The sequence below is a fragment of the Actinomyces glycerinitolerans genome (genome assembly GCF_900098745.1).
GTDB classification, from domain to species: Bacteria; Actinomycetota; Actinomycetes; order Actinomycetales; family Actinomycetaceae; genus Actinomyces; species Actinomyces glycerinitolerans.
The window spans coordinates 133,787-159,259 of record NZ_FQTT01000015.1 but is presented as its reverse complement, the minus strand read 5'-3'; the positions used below and the strand labels follow the sequence as shown (position 1 = coordinate 159,259).

The following is a 25,473-nucleotide window of genomic DNA, read 5'->3' as shown; positions in this document are numbered from 1 at the left end:
CCGAGTAATATAGCGTCGTCGCGCGCCGACCAGCATACGGACGGCTCCGACGCGGCCAGGATCATTCATGTGATTATGAGAGGTTGTCGGCATGGGACGACTGACAAGAGCGGCTTCACGCTGGGCGCTAGCCGCCGCCGTCCTTGCAGTCGGGGCCTCCGGCTGCAGTACCGAGACTCAACCGGAGGGAACGGCCGGCTCCGCACCGGCCACAACGGCGACGGCGACTCCCTCGGGGGCCGCGACCGACTTCGCGCGCCCCGATCCGAGCCAGTTCACGCTCGCCCCCGAGGGCTCGGTGAATGAGGACACGGGTCAGACCATCTCCCCCGATCCCGCCGTGTGGGATGAGGAATCACGCGCTGCCGCCATAGCAGCGGCCGAGGCCGCTCTGGAGGCATTCGCGCACCCGGAACTGGACTACGACACCTGGTGGGCGGGCTTGGACCCGCACCTGACTCAGGAGGCCGCCGAAGCCTACGTCTATGTCGATCCGGCGAACATCCCCGTGCACGAGCTGACCGGTTCCGGAACCATCATCGAGGACGCCAGCGCCTATGTGGCGACTGTGAAAATCCCCACCGACGCCGGCCGCTACGATGTCTTGGTAATCCGCACTAGCGGGAGCGCCCCGTGGCTGGCGAGCCGCATAGTTCCGGTCGAAGAGGCCGAGCAGTAGTGGACCAGAAGTCAACGACCACTCTCATCATCGTCGGTCTGGTGCCGGCGATGGTTCTGTCCCTGATCGTCAGTATTGTGCTGCTGGGCGGAGACGATGACGCAGAAGCCTGCACGCCGGTAAGTTCGCAGGCGGGAGGCACCGCCAACGTTGACTCGGTGCCGGAGGGACCGATTGCCGGATACGGCCACGAACAGCTCGTCAACGCCGCCTACATCATCCAGGCCGGACACGACCTCGGGTTGACCACACGAGACCAGACCATCGGCGTGATGACCGCCATGGCCGAATCCGGATTAATTGTCCTCGACCATGGCGACGCGGCAGGCCCAGACTCCCGCGGCCTGTTCCAGCAGCGCGGCAACGGCTCCTGGGGCAGTGAGGCCGACAGAATGGATCCCTACATCTCAGCAACCAACTTCTTCAAGGCCCTTCTACGCATTGAGGATCGTGAGTCCCTCGAACCGACCCTTGTTGCTCACCGCGTCCAAGCCAACGCCAATCCTTATGTCTACGAGGAACACTGGCCAGCCGCCGTAGCCGTCGTCGAGGGTCTCAGTGGCGCGCAGGGCGTCATGGTCGGCGAGGCATCACCGGGCTCCGCCCAGTACGCCCTCGGCGACGTGCAGCCGCAGACGGCAGTCGTCGCCAACAAAGTAGGGCCCATGTTCGGTATCAAGACCATAGGCGGCTATCGTGACGCAACGAGCCCGTACGACGACATGACCTACGGCCATCCCGCCGGCCGTGCCCTGGACTTCATGATCAATGACATCGACGACGGTAAGGCCGTAGGGGACAGACTGGCCGCCTACCTGCAGGAGAACGCCGACAGCCTCACCGTGCACTACATCATCTGGCAACAAAGGATCTGGATGGCCGGCGACCCGCCCGACGCATGGGAGATGATGGAGGACCGCGGCAGCGACACACAGAACCACATGGACCACGTGCACCTGTCCCTCGACGTATCCGGCGAGGTGAGCGTACCCGCAGCGGACGACTCTTGCAGCACCGAAGGCGGCACCACTACCAGCACCACGGTGAGTCAGGGCGGCTGGGCCTCGCCCGGTGCCGGCCCGATCACCAGCTCATACGGCATGCGAGTCAACCCCGTTACCGGAGTGAACAAGCTTCATGCCGGCACCGACCTGGGAGGCGGCGGATGCGACGGCCCGATCTGGGCCGCCCAGTCCGGCACCGTCACGATGGCGAGGATGGAGTCGGGCACCGGCACCATCGTGATCGACCACGGCGGCGGGGTGGAGACTGTATACCTGCACATGTACGAGGGCGGAATCCTGGTCAGCGCAGGAGACAAGGTGACCGCGGGCCAGCAAATCGGACTGGTGGGCTCCTCCGGGAACTCCACCGGGTGCCACCTGCACTTCGAGGTCCACCTGGACGGCTCCCCCACCGACCCGGTGCCCTACATGGCCCAGGTCGGGATCACTCTCGGTGAATAGATAGTGAATGGAACGGAGACACGACGATGACTGAACAACCGCAACCCGCCGACTGGCCGCGTGTGGAAGCCCGTATCCACGCCGACGGCACTGCGGACGTGCTCATCGGTGGGAAGACGCACCAGATCGCCGCCGGCAGTATCGACGCCGCCCGTCCGCAAGTCATCGCGCTCGTTGCGCGCCATGCGGCACAGCTCGGTCGTCCGCTACGAGCCGTAACCAACGATCCTGACGGCCAGTGGCCCCTAATTATCCACGCCGACGGCACCGTCGAGAACGACCCAACCGCGCCTTCCCGTCCGAACCCGCCGAACCAGAACCCGCCGGAACCCGCGCCTCGGGAGCCGTCGGCCGACCGCACTGAGCCCATACCGCAGCTGGAAACGGAGCCTCAGCCACAGGCATTCCAGCAGACCGGCCCGTACGCATCCCCGTCCGCACCTTCTGTGGACAGCCCTATCCAACTCGCCTCCACGTCTCCACAACCACAGGCGCCGGTCATGCCCGCGAAACCACAGTCCGAAGTGCTCGGCACTGTTCCCCCACCGGCGATAGCGACGACCGCGGCTCCCGTCCACCAACCGGCACCCGAGCCCCGGCAGTCGTTTCTTGTGCAGGAGCAGACCGAGGAGCCCGCGACACAGGGATGGCGGGGAGTTGTCGCACGGCTAGGACTCCGCGTGGGCCCCAACGAAACCGAGCGCGCCGAACGAGCCGACGTGCAGGCCGTGAGCCAGCATTGGCCGGGTCCGCGCACGATTGCGATCGTCAACGCCAAGGGAGGGGCCGGCAAGACGCCGACCACCGTGCTGCTCGCCGCAGTGTTCGCCCGCTACGGCGGCGCCGGTGTGCTGACCTGGGACAACAACCAGACCCGGGGAACCCTGGGATGGCGCACCGAGCAAGGCCCGCACGACGCCACCGTCCTGGAACTGCTACCCCAGGTCGAACGGCTCCTGGGCACCGGCGCCCAGTCTGCTGACCTCGCCCACTTCGTGCATCACCAGACCCGCGACCGCTTCGACGTGCTGCGCTCCAAGCCCACCGCCCTATCGGCGGACCAGCGCGTGGACGCCTCGGATGTCGATGCAATCCACCAGGTCGCCTCCAAGTACTACCGGCTGATCTTCGTCGACTCGGGCAACGACGAGTCCGACCCCATGTGGCTGCGGATGATCGACCACACCGACCAACTGGTGGTGGCCACCACCACCCGCGACGACCACGCCGAGGCCGGAGCCCTACTGCTTGAGGCCCTCACCAGCCGGGACCAGCACGGCGCCGACCTAGCGAGCCAGGCGGTGGTTGTAGTCACCCAGGCCGATCCCCGTGCCAGCCGCAGCGATATTGAACGGGTCGTAAACGGCTACCGCGACCTGGCGCGCGAGGCACGAACCATCCCCTACGACCCCGCCATGGTCGACGGCGTACTCCGCTACGGATCGCTCCGACCGGCCACGCGGCGGGCCTGGCTGGCGGCCGCAGCGGCGGTGGCACGGGGCCTGTGAAATCAGGGCACTGAAGCAGACGCGTTATCGTTCCGGTATCGATTAGGGTCGTGGTCATGAGGATGGATAAGGCCGCCCGTCACGAGGCGTGGCTGCACGCCACCCCACAGTGGGTGGACATGAGGATGGACGAAGAGCTTGAGTACAACGGCTGGTCGCCGATGGGGGTGGGCCAGCCGGCCAGCGAGCAGCACCTGGACCGGTTCAAGGACGTGTTTCCGGCCTCGGTTTTGCAGTTGTGGCGGCGTTTCGGGTTTGACGGCTTCGGCCAGGGCCGCTGGTGGTTCACCGACCCCCTAGAGTGGCAGGCGGTGGTGGACGCCTGGCTGGAGGACACGCCCATCCCGTTTCCGGAGCAGCAGTGGTGGTGCCTGTCCCGCTCCGCCATGGGCGACATGGAACTGTGGGGCGAGGTCTCCGGCCCCGCACTTACCATCACCCCCACCCTGGGCTGGATACGACCCGACGCCAGCAACGCCCAGGCGATATCCGACCCGGTGATGCGCGAACGCAAGGGCTGCACCATACTGGTGTCTGCACGGGAGGATACGTTCGAGGATGATGACACCGGACAGCTGCTGGTGGACTGGGCCATCGCACACCTGGGGGTGCTGGGCCCAGGCCAGGTCTACGGCCTGACCCCCGCCTACTGCTTCACCGGCAAGGCCAGCACCAGCCAAGTGGGCATCGAAGACGCCACCGCCCACCTGATCTTCCTCGCCCAGGCCCAAGAACACCAACTAGTGGAGGACTTCTCCGCCGCGGCCGCCGGCGTAGTCACAGATATCGCCAGCACCACCGACACTGGCGACGGTGGTGTGTTCGGACCTGAGTCTGATGACTCAGGGGATGAGTCCTGATGCCCTCCCATCCTGATATCCCTGGCCCCGCAGACACCCCCGCCGATCACACTGCCAGGAGGGGTGGGGCGCGTGAGCGCGCCGCGGCCCCACGTGCGTCGGCGCCTGCGTCCTTGCCGGCTGCGGATATGTTCACCCCGGGGCGTGCCGGCGGCAGGCGGGTGCTGGTGTGGGAGGGCAGTGCTGCTGCGCCGGCGAGCCCGCTGCCGTGGCACTCACGGACTCCGGTGGAGGTCTTCTTCCACACCGGGCGGGGACCGCATACAAAGGCGCTGGCGCAGGAGTTCACCCGCCAGCTGGACCGCCAACTGAGCGCCTTGTCCCTGCTGTCGGCCGAGCGCCTGCTGGAGGGCATCCGCACCTACCGCACCCAGGGCCGCCAACCCATGTCCGAGGCCACCAGGAAAGCCCGCAAGGAGTTCATGAACAAGGTCATGCGCGAACTGGTGGATAAGTATGACTTCTCCAAGCAGGATGCTGCGGACAAGCGCGATGAGATCAATGATGCCCTGGTGGTGCTGCACGAGTCCGACCAGATCACCTTCGGCCCCTCCCAACCCGGGATGAGCGCCGGCGGCTACCCGTCCATGGGGCACGGCCCGGTCAACTCCTCCATCGGCTCCCAGGGCAAGCCCATGGCCACCGCCCTCGAACAAGCCGCCCAGGCCATCCCCGCCGACCAGCGCCCCAACGTACGCATCCTGGTGCGGGCGGTACTGACCGACTCCCCCAAGCTCACCAAGCAGCTGCGCAATGGCCAGGTATCGTTGAAGGCTCGTTCTCAGGCACAGCAGACCGCAACCAGCCCCAGGGCACCACCCTGGACCCCAGGCAAAGTCGCCGCCGACATCGCCAACAACACCACCCCCTGGCAGCCGCCCACCTCGCCGCAAACCGGGACACCGCCCTCACAACCACCTGACACCCAGCCCCGCCAGCAACCCGACCCGGCCGCGCCAACCCCACGGCCCTCGCCGTCGGCGCCCAGTCTCGGCTGGGACCCCGACAAGTCCGCGGCCCTACGCCGCGCATCCTTCCCGCACCCAGCCTCAGCCGCCCTCCGCAAACCACCACCCCACAACCACACCCCCGCCGCCAGACCCCACACCAACCCCCAACAACCCCACCCAGAACTAGACCGCTGACACAGCACACCCGGACCACCGAACAGCCACAGCGCTGCCCTTCATGGGCTACTGGCGCCTGGGCCGGGCCGAGGGCTGAGGTCGAAACTGATGATTGACCCGGACGGGACCCGTTAGTAAGGTTGAAGTGGTGATACGCACGATTCACCATATGAAACAATGGAATGATTGACGGAAGGGCGAGCAATGGCGCTTGCACCAGGGTCCCATGACACCCACAAAACCGCGGCGGACACCGCCGCGCACGACGAGGAAGTCCGCGTCAACACCCGTCGGGCCGCGATGAGCGGCTGGATCGGGAGCGCACTGGAGTACTACGACTTCGCCCTCTACTCTCAGGCCGCGGCGCTGGTGTTCCCCGCGGTCTTCTTCCCCGAGGGGAATGCGAGCGCCGCACTCATCGCCTCGCTGGCCACCTATGCGGTCGGCTACGTGGCCCGCCCCGTGGGAGCAATCGTGCTCGGCGCCCTGGGCGACCGCCACGGGCGTAAGCGGGTGCTGGTGTGGGCGATGCTGCTCATGGGCTTCTCCACCCTGGCGGTGGGACTGCTGCCCACCTACCAGCAGGTCGGTCTGCTGTCACCACTGCTGCTGGTGTGCCTGCGTCTGGTGCAGGGATTCGCCGTCGCCGGCGAGTTGGGCGGGGCCAGCGCGATGATCGTCGAGCACGCCCCGGACGAGAAGCGCGGCTTCTTCGCATCCTTCAGCCTCCAGGGCACCCAGTTCGGCTCCATCCTTGCTACTGGTGTGATGCTGCCCCTGGCGGCGCTCCTGGGCGATGAGACCTTCGCCGCCTGGGGCTGGCGAATCCCATTCCTGCTGAGCGCGGGTGTGATCCTCGCCGGCTACCTGATCCGCCGCCACGTCCAGGAGCCGCCCGCCTACCTACAAAGCCGCGACGCGAAGCGCTCGGTGCGTGAGCGCTTCCCCGTCGTCGAGCTGATCACTCGCTACCCGCTGCTGACACTGCGCTGCATTCTGATCATCTTCACCAATGTCATCGGCATGACGACCCTCGTATTCGGCGTCTCCTACGGCACGAACGACGCCTACGGCATCGGCTTCACCAGCTCGGACATGCTGTGGGTGACCCTGATCGCGAACATTGTGGCCGTTTGCACCATCCCGGTCTTCGGCGCGCTGTCGGACCGGATCGGCCGCAAGATCTTCATGATTGTCGGCACGTTGGCCGGAGGAGCCCTGTCCGGCCTATACCTTGTGGCAGTTCAGTCGCACCACCTGGCGATGGTATTCGTCATGGTAATCATTGTCCAGGGAATCTGCTTCCAGATGTGGAACGCCACCTTCGCCACCTTCTTCCAAGAGCAGTTCCCCATGCGCATACGCGTAACCGGATTTGCCGTCACCCAGAACATCGGACTCATGCTGGCGTCATTCTTCCCCACTCTATTCACCTCGATTGCCCCTCCGGGCACCGCCAACGTCCCCCTGGTGATCGGCGCCACCACCTTCGTCATCTGTCTGATCTCGGCCGTGGCCACGGCGCTGACCGCCGAGACCCGCGGACGCACACTCGCCGAACTCGAAACCACGAACTGAAGGAGGCGCAGCACCCATGGCACCGAAGATCTGGCCGGTCAAGCACTCCAAACTGCTGCGGGCCCCGGACCGATTCATTTCCCGCCCCGAGCTCCACGAACTCATCGCTCGCCTTACCGACAACCTCATCAGCATTGAGGACCCCACCGGTGAGTTCCTGCTGCGGCTCGACGACGGCCGCGTGATCGACACCAAGGGCTGGGCGACCGGCTGGGAGTGGACCCACGGCATCGGCCTGTACGGCATGTGGCAGTACTACGAACAGACGGGCGAGACCCGCATGCTCGACATCATCACCCAGTGGTTCGAGCGCCGGCTCGCCGAGGGCACCACCAAGAACGTCAACACCATGGCGCCCTTCCTCACCCTGGCCAACCTCTACGAGTCGACGGGGCGCCGCTCCTACCTACCGTGGCTGGAGTCGTGGGCCGAGTGGGCCATGCGCGAGATGCCGCGCACCCCGCGCGGCGGCATGCAGCACATGACCCTGGCCGAGGAGAACCACCACCAGATGTGGGACGACACCCTCATGATGACGGTGCTGCCCCTGACCCGCATCGGCCTGCTCCTGGACCGCCCGCAGTACGTCCGGGAAGCGACCTTCCAGTTCCTCACCCACATCAACTACCTCACAGACCGGCGCACCGGACTGTGGTTCCACGGCTGGACCTTCGACGGCGCCAATAACTTCGCCGAAGCCCGCTGGGCAAGAGGCAACTCCTGGATCACCATGGTGATCCCGGACTTCCTGCAGCTGGTCGACTGGCCCGCCGACGACCCCGTGCGCAGGTTCCTCCTCGAGACGCTGCGGGCGCAGGCGGACGCATTGGCCCCGCTACAGGACGCGTCGGGCCTGTGGCACACGCTGCTGGACGATCCCGACTCCTACCTGGAGGCATCCGCGACGGCCGGCTTCGCCTACGGCATCCTCAAGGCGGTGCGGCTCGGCTACATCGACAAATCTACCTACGCGCCGATCGCCGAGCGCGCCGTCCGCGCAATCGTGGACAACATCAACGACGACGGCGAGCTCATGCAGGTCTCCTTCGGCACCGGGATGGGCGACTCCCTCCAGTTCTACCGGGACATCCCGCGCACATCGATGCCCTATGGTCAGGCCATGGCAATCCTGTGCCTGGCCGAGTACCTGCGCACCTACTACTGACCGAATTCAGACCCACCTCCGATCTAACTCCGATCCAACTCAGACCGCACCGCAAGCGCACAACCATCATCCACCGAACCAGCCCGTTATCGCACTGAAGGAGCCAGACGCCATGGAACAGCGCTACGCCACCAACCCCGAGCAGATCCCCGGATTCGACACCCAGGATCTACGCGACCGCTACCTGATCGAGCAGGTCTTCGTTCCCGGTCAGGTCACTGCCGTCTACACTCACCAGGATCGGATCGTCCTGGGCGGCGCCGAGCCTGCAGGCCACGAACTGTCCTTGCCGACTTTCGACGAACTGCGTTCGGACTTCTTCCTTCAGCGGCGCGAGATGGGGGTGCTCAACGTCGGTGGCGACGGCGTGATCACCGTCGACGGGACCGTCTATGAGATGCCATCTACCGCCTGCCTGTACATCGGACGCGGCGCCCGCGACGTCGTCTTCACCGATGCGCGCCCCGATCAGGAGCGCGGCGCGCAGTTCTACCTGTTCTCCGCCCCCGCCCACGCGGACCACCCGACCACACTGGCGCTCCCCGGCGACGGCACGGTGCGCGAGCTCGGCGACCAGAAGACCTCTAATCGCCGCACACTCACCCAGTACATCCACGAGGGCGGCATTCGCTCCTGCCAGGTGGTCATGGGGTTCACCCGGCTGCACGAGGGATCAATGTGGAACACCATGCCGGCCCACACTCACGACCGCCGCACCGAGTGCTACCTGTACTTCGACGTTCCCCAAGATGCACGTGTCTTCCACATCATGGGCGAGCCCGAACGGACCCGTCATCTGGTCGTCGCCGACCGGCAGGCCGTCATCTCGCCGTCCTGGTCGTTGCACTGCGGGGTCGGCACCGCCGCCTACACCTTCGTGTGGGCGATGGCTGGGGAGAACCAGTTCTTCGACGACATGGACGCGCACCCTGTCACCGAGATCCGCTGACAGCCGCATACAAGAAGGACGGGAAGGACGGGATTGTTATGCCTGATTCGATATTCAGTCTCGAGGGGCGCACGGCGCTGGTTACCGGCGCGGTCTATGGCATCGGCTTTGCCATCGCCAAGGCGCTCGCCGACGCCGGCGCAACCATCGTCTTCAACGCCCGCTCCCAAGCGTCGGTGGACCGGGGCCTGGCGGCCTATGCCGCGGAGGGGATCGACGCACACGGTTACGTGTTCGACGTCACCAATGAGGAGGCAGTAGACGAAGCCGTCTCGACGATCTCCAATGCCGTAGCCCCCATCGACGTCCTGGTCAACAACGCCGGCATTATCAAGCGCATCCCGATGACGCAGATGAGTGCCGCGGAGTTCCGGGAGGTGGTGGACATCGATCTCACCGGTCCGTTCATCATGGCCAAGGCGGTCCTCCCGGCGATGATCGAGCGGGGCGGGGGCAAGATCATCAACGTCTGCTCCATGATGTCCGAGCTCGGCCGCGAAACCGTATCCGCCTACGCCGCCGCCAAGGGCGGGTTGAAGATGCTGACCCGCAACATCGCCTCCGAGTACGGCCAGTACAACATTCAGTGCAACGGTATCGGTCCGGGCTATATCGCTACGCCGCAGACGGCCCCGCTGCGCGAGCGCCAGGCAGACGGATCACGGCACCCCTTCGACCAGTTCATCGTCGCCCGCACCCCGGCCGCTCGCTGGGGCGACCCGGCGGACCTGGCCGGCCCGGCCGTCTTCCTGGCCTCTCGCGCCTCCGACTTCGTCAACGGGCACGTCCTGTACGTCGACGGCGGCATCCTCGCCTACATCGGCAAGCAGCCCTGATCGGGGCGTCTCGGCGGCGTCAGCTCCGCACGGACGGTAGACTGAGTGTGTTTCATTGCATCAAACAGACCGTTCAGCTCGCAGAATTATTGGAGAAGCGCCATGCCCGCACCAAATCCGAAGCCCATCCGGACCGGGCGGAAGCCGGTGACGATCGCCTCGGTAGACAAGGCGCTCGCGGTGGTAGAGCACCTGCTCGCCGTCGATGCTGAGGGCGTTTCCCTGAGCAGGCTCGCCGTTGACACCGGTATCAACAAGTCGAGCCTGCACCACATCCTGGCCACGCTCAGGCAGCGCCGCTGGGTGGAGCAAGACGAATCCGGAAGGTACCGGTTGGGTCCCATGACCGGCCGCATGGCCACTTGGTGGACGAGCGCGAACCAGGCCGCATCCATGCTGCACCCGGTGCTACTGGCGATCTGCGAGCGTACTCATGAGCTGGTGCACCTCGGGCGACTGTACGAGCGCGATGTCGTGTATCTGGACAAGGTGGAGCCGGATCGTCCGGTGCGGGTCTGGTCGCGCATCGGGCAGAGCGCCCCGGTGGCGACAACGGCCATGGGACGCGCCATTCTCGGCGCCCGCCAGCCGTCGGCCGCGGAGGTGGAGACGTGGGTGAGCCTGGTCCCCGAAGCGTCCGCGGAGTTGCACGGGCGGCTGACCGAGGAGATGCAACGGGTGCAATCCCACGGCTACGCCATTGAGATCGGCGAAGACCGCCCAAGCCTGGCCTGCGTGGGTGTCCCGCTCGCCGTTGCCGGGGTGCCGGTACTGGCCATCTCGGCAACCATGCCAGTTGAACGCGCGGATCTGCCACACCTGCGGCAGATCGCAGACGTCATCCACGAGTGCATCGCCGCCGCCGACGTCGAGGGCATAAGCGTGCCCGTGACCCTGGCGGACTGACCGGGGCCACGCACTGCCAGTAACGGTAGGGTGGCGACATGAGCGTTGTGGGACCGTCATCGTCGGCCATGCTCGGGCGGGAGCAATGGCAGCGGCGGGTCCTGCCCGCTCTGAGCGGCACGATCCTTGACATGGGCGCGGGCAACGGAACGGCCGCATCAATGCTGCATCCCGCGGTCCACTGGCTGGCACTAGAACCTGCGCCGGGGCGTAGGTTAGCGGCCGCAGTGAACTCCAGACCCCGCTCTCAGTTGCTGACGGCACCCGCAGTGCGGATACCCGTGGAGGACGCCAGCGTCGACGCGGTCATCTGTTCCACCGTTCTGTGCTCGGTGTCCGACCCGGAGCTCGCCCTGACCGAGACCGTCAGGGTGCTGCGCCCCGGGGGCGTGCTGGTGTTCTACGAGCACGTGGCCGCCGCGCCCGGGTCGACTGCTCGCCGCATCCAGAGGTTCGCAAGCCCGATCACCCGCCTGCTTGATCACGGATGCGACCCGTGCCGGGACACGGCCGACACAATCAACCACGCGGGCTTCTCCCACGTGCACTTGGAGGCGCCGCATGTTGACGGGGTGCTGGGCCGACTCACGCCGTTCATTCACGGTCACGCCGAGCGGTGAGAGGCGCCTGCGGCAGTTTGGACCGCCCTAAACGCACTCCCAGACGGTCCAAGCGCCGGAACGCGGCCCAGCTGAAGGAACCCGGTCCAAACCGGGGAGGTTTACGCCAGGCCCCCGCGACACGCCGGCCAAAAGCACCACGCCAGAACCACACACATTCGCTCCGATACCCCGAAGATGGCGAGGCCCTCGGACCGGGGTGGACCCGGCCCGAGGGCCTTCGTCAGTGAGGGGCTCCGCGCCCGGGTTCCCACATCCGGGGGAGCGCCCTCCTTCGCCGGAGCGTCCGACCCGAGCTCCCTAGTACCCGGGGCGGCCTCGAACCGGACCGGTCATCGGGTTCCCCAACCCTCGCGGCCCGCCTCGTCCGGCGGCACAGCCCATATAACCCCCCACGTCTGAAAGCCCACCGCGGTGAACCTGTGAAAACCATGGGAATCAGGAGCCGGCGGCACCCTCGGCCGCTGCCGGCCGGGCACCGCCCTCCGGCTCCGAGTCGCCGTCGGCAGGCCCGGCGTCACCGCCAGCAGGCTCCTCACCGACTTCCGCACGCGCCGCACCGTCGTCGATATCCGCGTCGCCGGCCGCCAAGAACACGTTGATCCACCGCGAGCGCGGGTCCGAGTCCACCAGCAGCGCCTTTACGAACAAGGTCAGCGGCACCGCCAGGATCGTGCCGAGCGCCCCGATGACCTGGCTCCAGAACAGCAGGGACAGGAACGTCGTCGTCGTGTTCAGGCCGACCGCGTCGCCGGTGAACTTCGGCTGGATCAGCGACTGGATGACGAAGTTAAGCACGCAGTAGGCCACCACCACCCACAGGGCCGTCCACGGCCCGGAGGCGACCAGCGCGATCAGTGCCGGCGGAATCACGCCCAGGAGGAAGCCGATGTTGGGGATGTAGTTGGTGATGAAGGAGACCACGCCCCAGGTCACGGCCATCGGCACGTTCAGGATCCACAGCGCGATGACGTCGAGCACCGCCACGATCAGGCCGAAGATGGTGGACACCAGCCAGTAGGAGCGCACCGAGCCCGCGAAGCCATTGAGCGCATCGGCGATGCCGGGGCGCAGGCGGCTCAGGGCGCGGGAGCGCACCTCGATGCGGGAGGTGTCGAACATCAGGAAGACGACCGTCAGCCCCATGACGCTGAGCACGGAACCGGCGCTGGTGACCTGTCCGAGCAGGCTCTGGGCCAACGAGACGATTCGGCTGGTGTCCATGGACTCCGACACCTGGTCAATCAGGGCCGTCTCGTCCACGCCCACACGCTCCAGCAGGGCGCGTATGTTGTCCCAGATCGCGGCGAACTGCGCCGAGTACTCGGGCAAGGTGTCGATCAGCTGCAGGATGGCGACGGCCAGGGCCGCGAACAGACCGATGACGAAGGCGAAGATGATCAGGATGGCGATCAGGGCCGACACCGGGCGTGGCACGCGGTGGCGCGTGGCCCAGGTGACCAGGGGGCGCACGGTGATGACCAGGGTCAGCGCAAAGAAGGCGGGCCCGAAAAGCGACCCGATGTAGTACATGCCGGCACAGACGACGACGAGCACGGCGATGACAACGGCTATGGACTCGCCCTGGGTGCGGCCCGATGCGGCTCGGCTTACCTCACTCATGTGCCAATCCTGACACGGCGCCCTCCCCCGGCGCCCCCGACGCGGCGGCCGCCCAGGCGACCCCCAGTCACGGAGCCATCACAGCCTCACCGGGCTGCGTCAGCGCAACGCCTCCAGGGCCCGCACCCGGTCGAGGGCGCGCAGGTGCGGCAGTGGGTCGATGCCGGTCTCCAGCACGAAGTCGGTGAGTTGGTCGCGCACCACCTGCTGCAGCCGGGCCGGGTCCCAGGGCTTGGCGATGTAGTGGTCCAGCCCGGCGTCGTTGACGGCACGGATGGTGTCGGCCTGGTCGGCCTGCCCGGTGACCAGCACCTTGCGGGCGGCGGCGGTGCGCGCATCGGTGTTCATCTCCACCAGCATGTCGACGCCGCTGCGGCCGGGCATGCGATGGTCGGCCAGGACCAGGGCGAGCAGGTCGCCGTCGTCGTCGATGTCGCCGACCGCCTCCCAGGCGTCGGCGACGTCCTCGGCCGGCTCGATGCGCACCGTGGCGGCAAAAGGGGCCAGATCCCCGACGACGGCGTCCCGGACCTCCGGCTCGTCCTCAACGACCAGGATGGCGAGTTTCATGGCTTCTCCTTCGGGGAGCGTGAATGCTTGCGCGCCGGTTTACGCGGCTTCTTCCGGTCCGGGCGTCTGTCGGCCTGGTGCGGTCGCGGCGGCGGTCCCGGTGGACTCTCGGGCAGGAGACCCGCGGCCGTCACGGTCGGGTGGGCGGGCAGCACCACGGTGACCCGGGTACGGCCGGGCTCGGAGTCGACCTTGATCGAACCGCGGTGGGCGTCCACCACGCTCTTGGCCAGTCCCATGCCCAGCCCCAGCCCGAAGCGCACCTGGCCGTGCTTGGTGGTGAAGCGGGGTTCGAAGATGCGCGGCAGGACGTCCGGGTCGATGCCCGGCCCGTTGTCCTGCACCTTCACCCGCACCCCGCCTGCCGTCGGCGCGATGCGTACCTTCACGCGGCCCGGGCGCGTCTTCCGGCCGGCCGCGGCGTCCGCCTTCGCCTGGGCGGCCAGGGCGTCGGCGGCGTTGGCGAGAATATTGGTCCACACCTGTACCAGTTCGCCGGCGTGGCCGGGCACCGCCGGCAGCGCGCCCGGGTCGGCCGGGTAATCGCGCTCGATCTCCACCCCCTCCAGCCGGTGCGCGGTCAGCCGCAGGGCGTCCTCAACCACTTCCCGCAGGTCCACATCGACCATGTCCTCCCCGTCGGGGCGCACATAGGTGGACAGGCTGGCAACGAGGCCGCTGATGCGGTCGGTGGCCAGGCGCATGTTTCGTTCGGCGCGGCCGATGGCGGCGGCCGCCTCGACGGTGGCCAGGCGAGCGGGGTCGGCGGCCAGCGCGCGGGCGGTGTGGGGATCGCCGTCGGCGTCGATGCCGGCCGCCACCAGCCGGCGGGCCAGTTCCCGATCCCCGACCACCTGCTCCAGTCGTTTGCGGGCGGCGCGCTCGGTGCGCGTGGAGGCGGCCGGTCGGGTGCGCGCGTCGGCGGCCACGGTCGCGATGAGTTCGCCGTCGGGGTGGGTGGCCAGCACGGCGGCCAGGTCCGCGCTCAGGTGGTCGCCGGCGCGCTCGAGCGCGGCCACGGGGTTGTTCAACTCGTGGGCGACCCCGGCCGCCAACTCCCCCAGGGTGGCGAAGCGCTCCTGTGCCAACAGCTCCAGGCGGGCCTGTTCCAGCGCGGTGAGGGTCTCCTGCACCTGTATCCGCTCGGCGTCCAGCGCCGCCGCCAGCTCGATCTTCTCCACCTGCAAGACCTCCGAGCGCTCCAGCCGCTTCGTCAGGGAGCGGATAATCAGCGCCGCGAGCACCTGCTCGGTGACCGGGTTCTCCCGCAGCGCCCGGTCCAGCTGCTCGATGGACAGCAGGATGAGTTCGACGTCGGTGGTGGTCGTGGCGGTGACGAAGGCGCGCCCGTGGCTGGCCAGCGACACCAGGCCGATGATGCGGCCGGTGGTGGCGTGATGAAGGGTGACCTCGCCGACCCGGGTGTGCCGGGTCAGCGCCACCGATCCGCGGACCACCACGTAGACGCCGTCGACGGCCTGCCCCTGGTGGGTCAGCCGCACCCCGGCCGGCAGCTGCAGGCGCGGGCGGGGACCGAGGACCTGCTCGCAGGCGGCGATGAGCTCGGCGGTCAGGGCGTCGGAGTGGTGGGTGAGTGCCTCCAGCAGCGGGGAGTGGTCCAACCCGTCGCCGTCGCGCAGACGACGGGGGTCGTCGTCGGGCAGGCGGTCGCGCATCCAGCGGCGGATCTGCGCCCGGGCGCGCTCGCCGATGGCACCCGGCGTCCAGGGCACGGCGATGACCTCGCGCACCAGGTCCTCGTCGATGGCGCGGCCCAGGTCGTGCAGTTCGGCCCGCTCGGTCAGCAGCACCAGCCGGGCGGCGGCCAGGGCGGGGTAGTGGGCGACGGCGGCGGCGACGTCGTCGAGGCTGCCGACCTCGTCGGTGGCGATGATCAGGGCCACCGGCGCCGGCGCTACAGCCGGGGCCGCGAACGCGGAGGAGTCGGGCGCGGCGAGCGCGGCAGCGCTCGCGGTGGGGGGCGAGGCCTGGGCGGCGTCGGAGCGGCCGGTACTCGCCCATCGGAACAGCTCCGCCAGGGTCCGCACGCGCACGACGTCGGCCAGCGCCCGCACCGCCGGCGTGACCTCATGGGCGGCCTGGGTGCCCAGCGACGTCGGGGAGACCACGGCCACGACCAGCCGATCGTCGGCGTCGACGGCGGGCGTGGCGTCGGACGGGGGCGCGATGCTCATAGCATCCCCATCGCCGACCACAGCGTCGGCATCAGCAGCACCAGCACCGCCGTGCCGGCGATGCCGACGATCAGGCCGATCTTGGCCATGTCGCCGGTGGCGATCTCCCCGGTGGCGTAGGCGATCGCGTTGGGCGGGGTGGAGATCGGCAGGCTCATGCCCAGCGAGCAGGCCAGCGCCAGCACCACGGCGATGGTGACCGGCTCCAGGCCGCCGACGCTCGTGGCCAGGCCCATGGCCAGCGGCACCAGCAGGTTGCAGGCCGCGGAGTTGGAGATGACGTTGGACAGGGCCAGGCCCAGCGCGCCCATGAGCACCACCACCGCGAGGGCCGGCATGGAGGTCCAGTTGAACAGGTTGAGGATCCACACGTCCAGGCCGGTGGCGCCCACGCCGTCACCCAGCGCGATGCCGCCGGCCACCAGCCACAACACATCCCAGGACAGCCCGGCCAGGTCCTTGCCGGTCATCACCCGGGTCACCAGCATGGCCACGATCGCCATGAAGCCGATCACGTTGGCGCTCAGGCCGTGTAGGGACTCGGTCATCCAGGCCAGGATGGTCACGGCGGCGATCACGTAGAACATGACCGCGCGGCGGTCGGTGTACCACTCGGCCCGCATGTCCAGCTTTACGGCGAGCCCGCCGGGCAGGAACACGGCGCAGATCAGCAGCCAGGCGCCCAGCAGGATGACCAGCATCAGCGGGATCGACATCATCATCCAGTCCAGGAAGCTGACCGCGTGGCCGGCCTCCGCCAGGGCGCCCAGGGCGATGGCGTTTGGGGGTGTACCCACGGGCGTGCCCATGCCGCCCACATTCGCCGCCACCGGGATGGACAGCGCCAGGCCGGTGCGGGGGCGGCCCTCGGGGAGGGCGCCGAGCACCGGGATGACCACGGCGAACATGGTGGCGGTGGTGGCCGTGTTCGACATGAACATGCTCAGCACCGCGGTAATGATCATGAGCCCCAGCACGGTGCGGCGCGCGGAACCGGTGAAGGGCTTGATCAACACGGCGGCGAGGTTCTTGTCCAGGTGGAACTTCTCGGCGCCGTCGGCGATGAGGAAACCGCCCAGGAACAGCACAATCACGGGGTTGGCCAGGGCCGCGAAGAAGGAGGAGTAGGCGGTGGCGTCCGCGGGGACGGGCAGGACGGCCTGGTCCGAGATCAGCAGCACCTCCAGTCCGATCACCAGGACGGCGGTGGCCACCAGCGGGATCGCCTCGCTGACCCAGAAGACGATGGCAAGCAGGAAGATTGACAGCATCCGCTCGCCCAGGGGGTCCAGGTCTGGGACGTCGACGAGGAACGGCGCCACGAATACGGTGATGCCGATGAGTATGCCGATGATCTGCCTGCGGTTGAGCGGCTCGAGGCGATCGGGGGCGCCGGGGCGCGGACGATTGGCGGCGGGACGCGTGCGCGCGGGCATAGCTCCTCCTCGTGGCACCCGGTGCCGGTGTCCGGGGGTGTCCCCGACGTCTTTGCCGGGTAGGGAAAGCCTATGTGATGCGCGGCGCAAATGCCCGAAGCGGCTACCGCCCACGGCATTGGTAACCGGACCGCAAACCTCCCGACCGCGCGAGGCGAGCGCGCGACCAACCTCCCCCGTGAGCTCGGCCACCGCAAACCTCCCGACCGCGCGAGGCGAACACCTCGCCTGCTTGTCTGCGCACGGCGTGTCCACACATCGTCGGGGGAGGAATGCCGCCGCTCCGGGGTTCAGCGCAGCAGCCGCTCCAGCCAGGGGTCCACGGCCGCCCAGAAGCCATCGGGGCGGGTGCGGCGCACGTCATGGCCCGCGCCGGGTACGAGCGCGGTCTCGACGTGTGGGTTGGCGATGCGGTCGAGAAGGTCCAGGCCCGCGGGACCCACGCGGGCCGAGCCGGGGCGGTCGCCGGTGACCAGGAGTGTGGGCACCGTCAGTGCCGCCATTGCCTCCTCCCATGGCACCGGTGGCGCGACCACGCCGGTGTCCAGCAGCGCCGGGTCGACCCGCTGGCTCGCCCACACGCCGGCGACGGCCTCGGCGACGGGCATCTCCGGGTCGGCCAGGGCGCGAGTGACGGTGCCGGGCAGGTCGGCCAGCTCGGCCGCGCGGGCGCGCTTGCGGGCGGCGCCCCGCTCCAGCAGCTCCTGCGGCGTGCGACTGCCATACCGCGCGGGATCCAACAGCACGGCCCCGGAGACCAACTCCGGGTGCCGGAGGGCCACCACCATGGCGGTGGCCGCCCCCATGGAATGACCGATCAGGACCGGCCGGCGACCTGGGTCGGCGGGCACTGATCCGGCCCGACCGCCGGCGAGGCTCCCGGCTCCGGCCCCGGGGGGAAGCGACGGACTCGGCTCCCTACCTACCTCGCCCGAGGCGGCGGAGGGAGTCGGACACAGTTCCTCCAGGAGGTCGATCACGTCATCGACGAGCACGTCCCCGGCCCGGGCCAGCTGCGCCGACGTCCACCGCGGGGACAGGCCGTGGCCGCGGGCGTCGGCAGCAACCACCCGGTAGCCCCGGGCCACCCAGTGGTCGATGGCGTCCGCCTGGGAGATGGCGGAGCCGGTGATGCCGTGGAGGAGGATGAGGGTTGGGGCGTCGGCGGGGCCGACCACGATGCGGGCGAGGGGCAGGCTCATGTCGCCATTCTTGCCCGGAATGCGGCTAGCCTGAAGCCATGGCCAAGCACCGTATGAACGTGGAGTCCTTCAACCTCGACCACACCAAGGTGGCGGCGCCGTTCGTGCGCATCGCGGACCGCAAGCGGCTCCCTGGCGGTGACGAGCTGGTCAAATACGATGTGCGCTTCTGCCAGCCCAACCGGGAGCACCTGGAGATGCGGGCCGTGCACTCGATCGAACACCTGACCGCCGAACTCATGCGCAACCACACCGACCGGCTGATCGACTGGGGGCCGATGGGATGCCAGACCGGTTTCTACGCGCTGACCCTGGGCTTGGAGCCGGAGGAGTTCCTGCCACTGCTCGAGGCGACGTTCCGCGACATCCTTGAGGCGACGGAAGTGCCGGCCGCCAATGAGGTCCAGTGCGGTTGGGGCGCCCACCACTCGCTGGAGGCCGCCCAGGAGGCGGTCCGCGGCTTCCTGGACAAGCGCGATCAGTGGGAGACCGTGTTCGCCAGTTAGCGTGCGGCGGAAAGTGTCCATCGGTGACCACTTTGACGTTGACCGGCATGCCGGCGCAACCGGAACCGGCGTAGTTGCAAGGGTTTGAGCTGGTCTCTGTTGGAGAGTACTGGATCGTTTCTGCCAAAGTGGTCACCGATGGACATTTCTGAGCTCACGAACACCCGCTGACATCCAAGCCAGCACCCGGCGGGGCCCATGCAACCGACGTGTGTGCGACAGGCCTTAATTGGGGTGTCTATAGCGTGAGCCGGCCCGCCTTATGGATAAGTCACTTTCCGCAACAGGTTATCCACAGGCTGGGTATTCGGCATTGTCGGCAGCGCCTGCCCAGTCGATGCTCACTCCATGGGGTATGCGAACAGGCAGGACCAGATCCTGCGGGTGCTGGCGGCGGCGCACGGCGCTGCCCGGGCGCGCTACCTCTCCGCCGACCGCACCGCTCGGCGCACACTCGCGCGCATGGTGGAGCAGGGCGTGGTCCAGGAGCATCCGGGGCGAGTCATCGCCCTTCCCGGGACGAAGCGGGAAGTCATTGTCGCCCGGCAGATGGGCGGACTAATTGGCTGTGCCCATGGTGTCGTCGCCTGTGGGCTCCCCACTCAGGACACCCCCGGCCCCAACGTACATGTGCTGGTGTCCACCACGCCGCGGGCGGCTCCGCTGCGCACCACCTGTCATCACATCCCCGACCTTTACGTTGACCCGCTCGGCTCGCCCTACGCCGATGCGGAAACCATGCTGATCACCTTCATGCGGTGCGCGGGGCCGCTGGACGCGCTGATCGCCCTGGATGCGGCTCTACGGGGCGGCCTGGTCACCAAGGATCAGCTTCGCGCCAGATTGCACGGCAACCGCAATGGCCCACTGCGCCGGCTGCTGGACCGGGCCAACCCCAAGGCACGCTCGCTGCTGGAGACCATTGCGCGCTACGAACTTGAGGAGGCGGGCGCCACACCAGAGGTGGGGGTAGAGGTGCCCATAGGAGAGTTGGATTTGCTGCTGGGGCGGATAGACATCGAGACCGACGGGCACGAGTTCCATAGCCAGCGGGCCGACTGGGAGCACGACCGCCATCGCGACCAATGGCTCGTCGCGCACGGCTACACGCCGCTGCGGTTGACCTCACGCCAAGTACTCACGCATCAGACCGTCGAACTGGTGCGACCCGTAGCGCAACGCCTGGGCTACTGGCCCGATCGGGAGGCCTAAGCTCGGGGTATGAGCGCGATTCCTAGTCATGTGCCGCAGTCGATCCGCCGTCGAGTGGCCGCCGTGGTCGTGGTGGCGATGCCGGAGGAGGCCCAGCCCTTCCTGGATCGTCTGCCGCAGCTTGTTGACGCGACCGCCCCGCGTCTTCCGGGCGGTGCCGAGGCCTGGCCGCTGGACCTGGGGGGAGCGCGCGAGTTGCTCCTGGTGCGCTCGGGCATCGGACTGGTGGCATCCGCGAGCGCCCTGGCGACGGTGCTCACGCAGGTGGCCCCGGAGCTCATCGTCTCCGCCGGCACTACCGGCGGCCTGGGTCGGGAGGTCGAGGTTGGGGACGTGTGCGTGTCTACCGAGCTGGCCTACACGGATGTGGATGCCACCGCCTTCGGCTATGCACCGGGCCAAACCCCGGGGCAGCCGGCCACCTTCACCGGCGATCCGGGTCTGGTGGCACGCGCCGGAGCGGCCGCAGACGCCCTGCACGCCGCCACGCCGGCCGCCGGATCCGCCCACATCCACGTGGGGCAGATGCTCGCGGGCGGCTCCTTCGTCACCGCCGCGAACGTGAAGGACACCCGCGAGCGCTTCCCGCAGGCAGTCAGCACCGATATGGAATCGACCGCCCTGGCCCAGGTGGCACACGCCGCGGCCATCCCCTTCGCCTCAATCCGCGGCGTCTCGGACCTGTGCGGCCCGGAGGCCGGCCAGGACTTCCACATCGGCGCCGATGAGGCCGCTGCCCGCTCGGCCGCCGTGGTGTTGGCGGCGCTGGGCTGAGCGGTGCGAGCCGTGCCCGGGGCCAAGACGCCCGCGGCATGAGCCGGCGATTGTACGGAAGCCACCACGTACGTTTATGCGGGAAGTTCCACGTACTTCCCGGCCCCCGGCCGCCCCTACACCGCCACAAGCACCTGCACCATGACGATCTTCACCACGATCGCCAGGGCGAACAGAGTGGCGTAGCCGGCCTCCACCCGCTCGTCGTCACGCTTGGACAGGGCGAAGGCGAGGATGGCGGGCTGGCCCACGAGCCCCGCCAGGCCGCCGGCCGCGCGCGGTGCGCTCAACCCCACCCGGCGGGCGCCCGCCAACAGCACCACCGCGCCCACCCCCACGACGAGCGCGGCCAGGCCACCTACCGCCAGCCCCGTCATCGAGAAGGCGGAGGCGGCGAAGTCCTGGCCGGAGGCCAGGCCGATGGCGGCCAGGAAGAACAGCAGCCCGAGCTGACGGATGGTGGCGTTGGCGGCGTGCGGCAGCTGCCAGATGAAGGGACCGGTGCGGCCCAGACGACCCAGCACCATGCCGACCACGAGCGGCCCCGCGGCCACACCCAGCCGCAGGGTGATGCCGCCGGGCAGCGGGATGGCGACCAGCCCCGCGAGTACGCCCAGCGCCATGCCCACCCCGACGGAGAAGGCGTCGATCTGGGCGATGGACTTCTCGGAGTCGCCGAAGTAGTCGGCGGCCCGCTCCAGATCCCCGGAGGGCACCACGGCCAGCACCCGGTCGCCGAGCTCGAGCACCAGGTCGTCGTTGGCGAGCAGGTCCAGGTCGCCACGGCGCACGCGGGTGATGACGCCCTGGAAGCGGCCGTGCATGTCGAGTTCGCCGATGGTGCGTCCCGCCACGCGGGTGGAGGAGACGGTCAGGCGCCGGTAGTCGACCACGGTGCGGTCCTTGGCCAGGCAACGGTCGTAGCCGGTGCCGAGCTCATGAATGGCGTCCTCCAGGGCGGTCGGGGCGCCGACGATCACCACCTTGTCGCCCGGCAGCAGCTCCTCGTCGGGGGAGACGACGCGGGTGGCGCCGTCGCGTTCCAGGTAGGAGATGCGGATGCGGTTGCGCTGGAAGGCCTCCAGCTCGCTCAGGGCGACGCGGCGCAGCAGGAACACGCTGGTGGCCTCCAGGCCGTCGGCCGAGGCGGGGCGGGGGTCGCGGCGCCCGGGCCAGTCGCGGCCGATGACCATCGCGACAATGAGGATGGCGACGGCGACGCCGACCGGGTAGGCCAGGGCGTAACCGACGGCGGGCTCCTGGGTGCCGGCGGCCTCGATCGCGGAGTCCAGGACCGGGCTGGTCAGGGCCCCCGCGTAAGCGCCCGCATCCATGGCGGGGCTGATGCCGGTCAGGCGGGCGTACACCGCCCCGGCGCCGCCGGCGAGCACGAGCGCCAGCACGCACAGGGCCATGAGCGGCAGCTGGCGCCGCAGGTTGCGGAAGAAGGTGTTGCCGGCCCCGATGCCGACGGTGTAGCAGAACAGTCCCAGGCCCAGGCTGCGCAGCAGGGTAAGGTTCTCCCCCAGGCTCGGATCCAGGGCGCCGACGGCGAGGCCGACGAACAGTGCTCCGGCGGCCCCGAAGCGGATCGGCCCGAAGGGGATCTGCCCGACGGCGGTGCCCACCCCGATCACCAGGAAGACGGTCAGGATCGGCGCGGAGGCGAGCACGTCGACGACGGAGGCGAGTAGGTCTGGCACGGGGTCAGGCTAGCCGGAGACCCATGAAGATTCCCGACACGTCGGCGGCAACGGATATCGTGACAGCACGTGACGGTAATTGTCCGGTCACTTATGTGAGAACTAAGCTGCCCGAGTACGGGCCCTCCCCGGCCCGACGTTCGTTTATCCCCTCCTCGATGATGAGAGACTGCATGGAAACCGACATAGCTCCCGCCCGTCCCTCCTACTCCCCCGACGAAGAGCGCCTGATCATCCGCAACCGTCAGGGCGTACCCGTAGGCATAAAGCCGCATACCAAGTGGACCCCGAAGAAGATCGCCCTGTGGGTCGCCATCACGGCCCTGGGCGTGCTGGGCTGGTGGATGCTCGCCGTCGCACGCGGCGAGAACGTCAACACCATCTGGTTCGTGGTCACCGCGATCTGCACCTACGCCATCGGCTACCGCTTCTACGCCCTGTACATCCAGCGCACCATCATGCGGCCCGACGACACCAACGCCACCCCGGCCGAGCGCATCAACAACGGCCGCGACTTCGATCCGACCCACCGCGTGGTCCTCTACGGCCACCACTTCGCCGCCATCGCCGGCGCGGGCCCGCTGGTGGGCCCCGTCCTGGCCGCCCAGATGGGCTACCTGCCGGGCACGCTGTGGATCATCCTCGGCGTCGTCGTCGCCGGCGCGGTTCAGGACATGCTGGTGCTGTTCTTCTCCATGCGCCGCGGCGGCCGCTCCCTGGGGCAGATGGCGACCGACGAGATCGGTCGGGTCGGCGGCACCGTGGCCACTGTCATCGTCCTGGTCATGCTGATGATCGTGCTGGCGGTGCTGGCCATGGTGTGCGTCAACGCGCTCGCCGAGTCCCCCTGGGGCGTCTTCTCTGTCGGCTGCACCATCCCGATCGCCATCTGCATGGGCCTGTGGCTGCGCTTCGTCCAGCCCGGCCGCATCACCCAGGTCTCGCTCGTCGGCTTCGCCGTACTCATCGGCGTCATCATCTCCGGGCGCTGGGTCGCGGAGTCCTCCTTCGGCCAGTACCTGCACCTGTCGCCCACCACCCTGGTGTGGTGCATGATCGTCTACGGCTTCCTCGCCGCCGTCCTACCCGTGTGGGTACTGCTCACCCCGCGCGACTACCTGTCCACCTTCATGAAGGTCGGCACCATCGCGGTCCTGGCCGCCGGCATCATCATCGTGCGGCCCGTGGTCGAGATGGCCGCCGTCTCCGAGTTCGCCCTGAACACCGACGGCCCCGTATTCGCCGGCAAGCTCTTCCCCTTCCTGTTCATCACCATCGCCTGCGGCGCCCTGTCCGGCATGCACGCCACCGTGTCCTCCGGCACCAGCCCGAAGATGATTCAGAAGGAGAGCCAGGTCCGCATGATCGGTTACGGCGGCATGCTCATGGAGTCCTTCGTCGCGATCATGGCCCTGGCGGCCGCGGTCTCTCTGAGCCCGGGCATCTACTTCTCCATGAACACCTCCGCCGCCACCATGAACGCACTCGCGGGCGACGACGTCGTCGCCACCGCCTCCAACCGCGAGGAGGTGGCGGCAGCGGCCGTCGCCAACCTCGGGGTGACCGACGCCCACGGGGACTCGCTGGTTCCGGTGTGGGACTCCTGGGACGAGGACGGAAATCCGAAGACGTACACGGGGGCCGAGGCGCTGGAGCAGGTTGCCTCCGACGTCGGCGAGCCGAGCATCATCTCCCGCACCGGCGGCGCCCCCACGCTGAGCGTGGGCATGTCGCACATCCTCCACCAGATCGGCGGCGGCCGGACGATGATGGGCTTCTGGTACCACTTCGCCATCATGTTCGAGGCGCTGTTCATCCTCTCCGCCGTCGACGCCGTCACTCGCGTGGCGCGCTTCCAGCTCGGTGACGCCCTGGGCAACATCTGGCCGAAGTTCCGCGACCCGTCCTGGCACGTGGGGGCGTGGGCGACCACCGGCGTCGTCGTGGCGGCCTGGGGTTCGCTGCTGCTCATGGGCGTGACCGACCCGCGCGGCGGCATTCAGACGCTCTACCCGCTGTTCGGCATCGCCAATCAGCTCATCGCGGCCATCGCCCTGCTGCTGTGCCTGGTGATGACGGTGCGCAAGGGGCGGCTGAAGTACGCGTGGATTCCCGCGATCCCGCTGGTCTTCGACACGGCCGTCACCTTCACGGCGTCGTGGCAGAAGATCTTCTCCACCGATCCGCAGGTGGGCTACTTCCAGCAATGGCGTGATGCGCGGGCGCTGCTGCCCACGCTCACCGACGCGGAGGCGATCAGCGTGCAGCGAGCCATTATTCGCAACACCATGATCCAGGGGACGCTGTCGGTCGTGTTCCTCGTGCTCGTCGCCTTCGTCATGCTGTGTGCGGCCATCACCATGGTGCGGGCCGTGCGCGCGGGCGACACCACCACCTCCGAGGATCCGTATCAGGAGTCGAACTTCTACGCCCCCGAGCACCTGATCGCCAGCCCGCTGGAGAAGAAGCTCGTCAACGAGTACGCGCTCGTCGGCGACCCGGCGCTGATTCCGGGCCGCTCCGCCAAGGCGGACGACGCGGACACCCAGGACCGCTGA

General features: G+C 68.3%; 21 protein-coding genes. 15 read left to right on the top strand and 6 right to left on the bottom strand.

From position 1 onward, the window contains the following. Positions 1-91 precede the first annotated feature (91 nt). The 11 genes from ACGLYG10_RS14545 (at position 92) to ACGLYG10_RS14495 (ending at position 11,694) form a co-directional block, all read left to right on the top strand. On the top strand, positions 92-679 hold the full coding sequence (locus tag ACGLYG10_RS14545) for a hypothetical protein (protein WP_073333564.1): 588 nt from the start codon (positions 92-94) through the stop codon (positions 677-679). Continuing rightward, complete coding sequence (locus ACGLYG10_RS16425) at positions 679-2,145, top strand: VldE C-terminal domain-containing protein (RefSeq protein WP_073333561.1); 1,467 nt, start codon at positions 679-681, stop codon at positions 2,143-2,145. The genes ACGLYG10_RS14545 and ACGLYG10_RS16425 overlap by 1 nt, the downstream gene beginning before the upstream one ends. A 680-nt stretch (positions 2,146-2,825) precedes the next feature. Next, on the top strand, positions 2,826-3,653 hold the full coding sequence (locus tag ACGLYG10_RS16740; protein WP_244542699.1) for an AAA family ATPase: 828 nt from the start codon (positions 2,826-2,828) through the stop codon (positions 3,651-3,653). Positions 3,654-3,709: 56 nt separating this feature from the next. Next, positions 3,710-4,513, top strand: coding sequence for a GAD-like domain-containing protein (locus ACGLYG10_RS14530; protein WP_139241010.1), 804 nt, complete (start codon positions 3,710-3,712; stop codon positions 4,511-4,513). Positions 4,514-4,641: 128 nt separating this feature from the next. Continuing rightward, positions 4,642-5,658, top strand: coding sequence for a polymorphic toxin type 15 domain-containing protein (locus tag ACGLYG10_RS14525; protein ID WP_170866535.1), 1,017 nt, complete (start codon positions 4,642-4,644; stop codon positions 5,656-5,658). 186 nt (positions 5,659-5,844) lie between these two features. Next, the gene (locus tag ACGLYG10_RS14520; protein ID WP_211483029.1) at positions 5,845-7,218 is read left to right on the top strand and encodes an MFS transporter; all 1,374 of its coding nucleotides are present in this window, start codon (positions 5,845-5,847) and stop codon (positions 7,216-7,218) included. 16 nt (positions 7,219-7,234) lie between these two features. Further along, positions 7,235-8,383: a beta-galactosidase BglB gene (locus tag ACGLYG10_RS14515; RefSeq protein WP_073333550.1), complete on the top strand. Its 1,149-nt coding sequence runs from the start codon at positions 7,235-7,237 to the stop codon at positions 8,381-8,383. Positions 8,384-8,495: 112 nt separating this feature from the next. Further along, positions 8,496-9,332, top strand: a complete 837-nt coding sequence (gene kduI / locus ACGLYG10_RS14510; protein WP_073333548.1) for a 5-dehydro-4-deoxy-D-glucuronate isomerase — start codon at positions 8,496-8,498, stop codon at positions 9,330-9,332. Between the two features lie 38 nt (positions 9,333-9,370). Next, a complete protein-coding gene (locus ACGLYG10_RS14505; protein ID WP_073333540.1) occupies positions 9,371-10,168 on the top strand; it encodes a gluconate 5-dehydrogenase in 798 nt (265 codons plus the stop codon). Between the two features lie 102 nt (positions 10,169-10,270). After that, positions 10,271-11,074 carry an IclR family transcriptional regulator gene (locus ACGLYG10_RS14500; RefSeq protein WP_073333538.1) on the top strand — a complete coding sequence of 268 codons (804 nt, stop codon included), beginning with the start codon at positions 10,271-10,273 and terminating at the stop codon, positions 11,072-11,074. Positions 11,075-11,112: 38 nt separating this feature from the next. Beyond that, complete coding sequence (locus ACGLYG10_RS14495) at positions 11,113-11,694, top strand: class I SAM-dependent methyltransferase (RefSeq protein ID WP_083565968.1); 582 nt, start codon at positions 11,113-11,115, stop codon at positions 11,692-11,694. Between the two features lie 438 nt (positions 11,695-12,132). Here the strand turns inward: ACGLYG10_RS14495 and ACGLYG10_RS14490 are convergent, their stop codons facing one another. From ACGLYG10_RS14490 to ACGLYG10_RS14470, 5 genes are all read right to left on the bottom strand, one after another. Next, entirely contained in the window at positions 12,133-13,317 is a 1,185-nt protein-coding gene (locus tag ACGLYG10_RS14490; RefSeq protein ID WP_073333533.1) for an AI-2E family transporter, read from the bottom strand. 99 nt (positions 13,318-13,416) lie between these two features. Continuing rightward, positions 13,417-13,887, bottom strand: a complete 471-nt coding sequence (locus ACGLYG10_RS14485) for a response regulator (protein ID WP_073333530.1) — start codon at positions 13,885-13,887, stop codon at positions 13,417-13,419. After that, on the bottom strand, positions 13,884-16,082 hold the full coding sequence (locus ACGLYG10_RS14480) for a sensor histidine kinase (RefSeq protein ID WP_073333528.1): 2,199 nt from the start codon (positions 16,080-16,082) through the stop codon (positions 13,884-13,886). Before ACGLYG10_RS14480 ends, ACGLYG10_RS14485 begins: the two co-directional genes overlap by 4 nt. Then, positions 16,079-17,518, bottom strand: coding sequence for an SLC13 family permease (locus ACGLYG10_RS14475; RefSeq protein ID WP_073333525.1), 1,440 nt, complete (start codon positions 17,516-17,518; stop codon positions 16,079-16,081). Before ACGLYG10_RS14475 ends, ACGLYG10_RS14480 begins: the two co-directional genes overlap by 4 nt. Before the next feature lie 290 nt (positions 17,519-17,808). Beyond that, complete coding sequence (locus tag ACGLYG10_RS14470; protein ID WP_073333523.1) at positions 17,809-18,720, bottom strand: alpha/beta fold hydrolase; 912 nt, start codon at positions 18,718-18,720, stop codon at positions 17,809-17,811. Positions 18,721-18,758: 38 nt separating this feature from the next. Between ACGLYG10_RS14470 and ACGLYG10_RS14465 the strand changes: the two genes are divergently transcribed. The 3 genes from ACGLYG10_RS14465 (at position 18,759) to mtnN (ending at position 21,212) form a co-directional block, all read left to right on the top strand. Then, on the top strand, positions 18,759-19,226 hold the full coding sequence (locus ACGLYG10_RS14465) for an S-ribosylhomocysteine lyase (RefSeq protein ID WP_073333520.1): 468 nt from the start codon (positions 18,759-18,761) through the stop codon (positions 19,224-19,226). A 348-nt stretch (positions 19,227-19,574) separates the two neighbouring features. Further along, positions 19,575-20,438, top strand: a complete 864-nt coding sequence (locus tag ACGLYG10_RS14460; protein WP_073333517.1) for a PDDEXK family nuclease — start codon at positions 19,575-19,577, stop codon at positions 20,436-20,438. 9 nt (positions 20,439-20,447) lie between these two features. Next, a complete protein-coding gene (gene mtnN, locus ACGLYG10_RS14455; protein WP_170866534.1) occupies positions 20,448-21,212 on the top strand; it encodes a 5'-methylthioadenosine/S-adenosylhomocysteine nucleosidase in 765 nt (254 codons plus the stop codon). Between the two features lie 116 nt (positions 21,213-21,328). On the opposite strand, the gene ACGLYG10_RS14450 is transcribed toward mtnN, so the two are convergent. Then, on the bottom strand, positions 21,329-22,915 hold the full coding sequence (locus ACGLYG10_RS14450) for an aspartate:alanine exchanger family transporter (protein WP_073333515.1): 1,587 nt from the start codon (positions 22,913-22,915) through the stop codon (positions 21,329-21,331). A gap of 173 nt (positions 22,916-23,088) precedes the next feature. On the opposite strand from ACGLYG10_RS14450, the gene ACGLYG10_RS14445 reads away from it, so the two are divergent. Next, entirely contained in the window at positions 23,089-25,473 is a 2,385-nt protein-coding gene (locus tag ACGLYG10_RS14445) for a carbon starvation CstA family protein (protein WP_073333512.1), read from the top strand.

Coding starts and splice junctions, on each gene's coding strand:
- ACGLYG10_RS14465 (WP_073333520.1), top strand. CDS start 18,759: ATGGCCAAGCACCGTATGAACGTGGAGTCCTTCAACCTCGACCACACC.
- ACGLYG10_RS14525 (WP_170866535.1), top strand. CDS start 4,642: ATGTTCACCCCGGGGCGTGCCGGCGGCAGGCGGGTGCTGGTGTGGGAG.
- ACGLYG10_RS14445 (WP_073333512.1), top strand. CDS start 23,089: ATGGAAACCGACATAGCTCCCGCCCGTCCCTCCTACTCCCCCGACGAA.
- ACGLYG10_RS14530 (WP_139241010.1), top strand. CDS start 3,710: ATGAGGATGGATAAGGCCGCCCGTCACGAGGCGTGGCTGCACGCCACC.
- ACGLYG10_RS14495 (WP_083565968.1), top strand. CDS start 11,113: ATGAGCGTTGTGGGACCGTCATCGTCGGCCATGCTCGGGCGGGAGCAA.
- kduI (WP_073333548.1), top strand. CDS start 8,496: ATGGAACAGCGCTACGCCACCAACCCCGAGCAGATCCCCGGATTCGAC.
- ACGLYG10_RS14520 (WP_211483029.1), top strand. CDS start 5,845: ATGGCGCTTGCACCAGGGTCCCATGACACCCACAAAACCGCGGCGGAC.
- ACGLYG10_RS14480 (WP_073333528.1), bottom strand. CDS start 16,082: ATGAGCATCGCGCCCCCGTCCGACGCCACGCCCGCCGTCGACGCCGAC.
- ACGLYG10_RS14475 (WP_073333525.1), bottom strand. CDS start 17,518: ATGCCCGCGCGCACGCGTCCCGCCGCCAATCGTCCGCGCCCCGGCGCC.
- ACGLYG10_RS14460 (WP_073333517.1), top strand. CDS start 19,575: ATGGGGTATGCGAACAGGCAGGACCAGATCCTGCGGGTGCTGGCGGCG.
- mtnN (WP_170866534.1), top strand. CDS start 20,448: ATGAGCGCGATTCCTAGTCATGTGCCGCAGTCGATCCGCCGTCGAGTG.
- ACGLYG10_RS14485 (WP_073333530.1), bottom strand. CDS start 13,887: ATGAAACTCGCCATCCTGGTCGTTGAGGACGAGCCGGAGGTCCGGGAC.
- ACGLYG10_RS14470 (WP_073333523.1), bottom strand. CDS start 18,720: ATGAGCCTGCCCCTCGCCCGCATCGTGGTCGGCCCCGCCGACGCCCCA.
- ACGLYG10_RS14505 (WP_073333540.1), top strand. CDS start 9,371: ATGCCTGATTCGATATTCAGTCTCGAGGGGCGCACGGCGCTGGTTACC.
- ACGLYG10_RS14515 (WP_073333550.1), top strand. CDS start 7,235: ATGGCACCGAAGATCTGGCCGGTCAAGCACTCCAAACTGCTGCGGGCC.
- ACGLYG10_RS14490 (WP_073333533.1), bottom strand. CDS start 13,317: ATGAGTGAGGTAAGCCGAGCCGCATCGGGCCGCACCCAGGGCGAGTCC.
- ACGLYG10_RS14500 (WP_073333538.1), top strand. CDS start 10,271: ATGCCCGCACCAAATCCGAAGCCCATCCGGACCGGGCGGAAGCCGGTG.
- ACGLYG10_RS14545 (WP_073333564.1), top strand. CDS start 92: ATGGGACGACTGACAAGAGCGGCTTCACGCTGGGCGCTAGCCGCCGCC.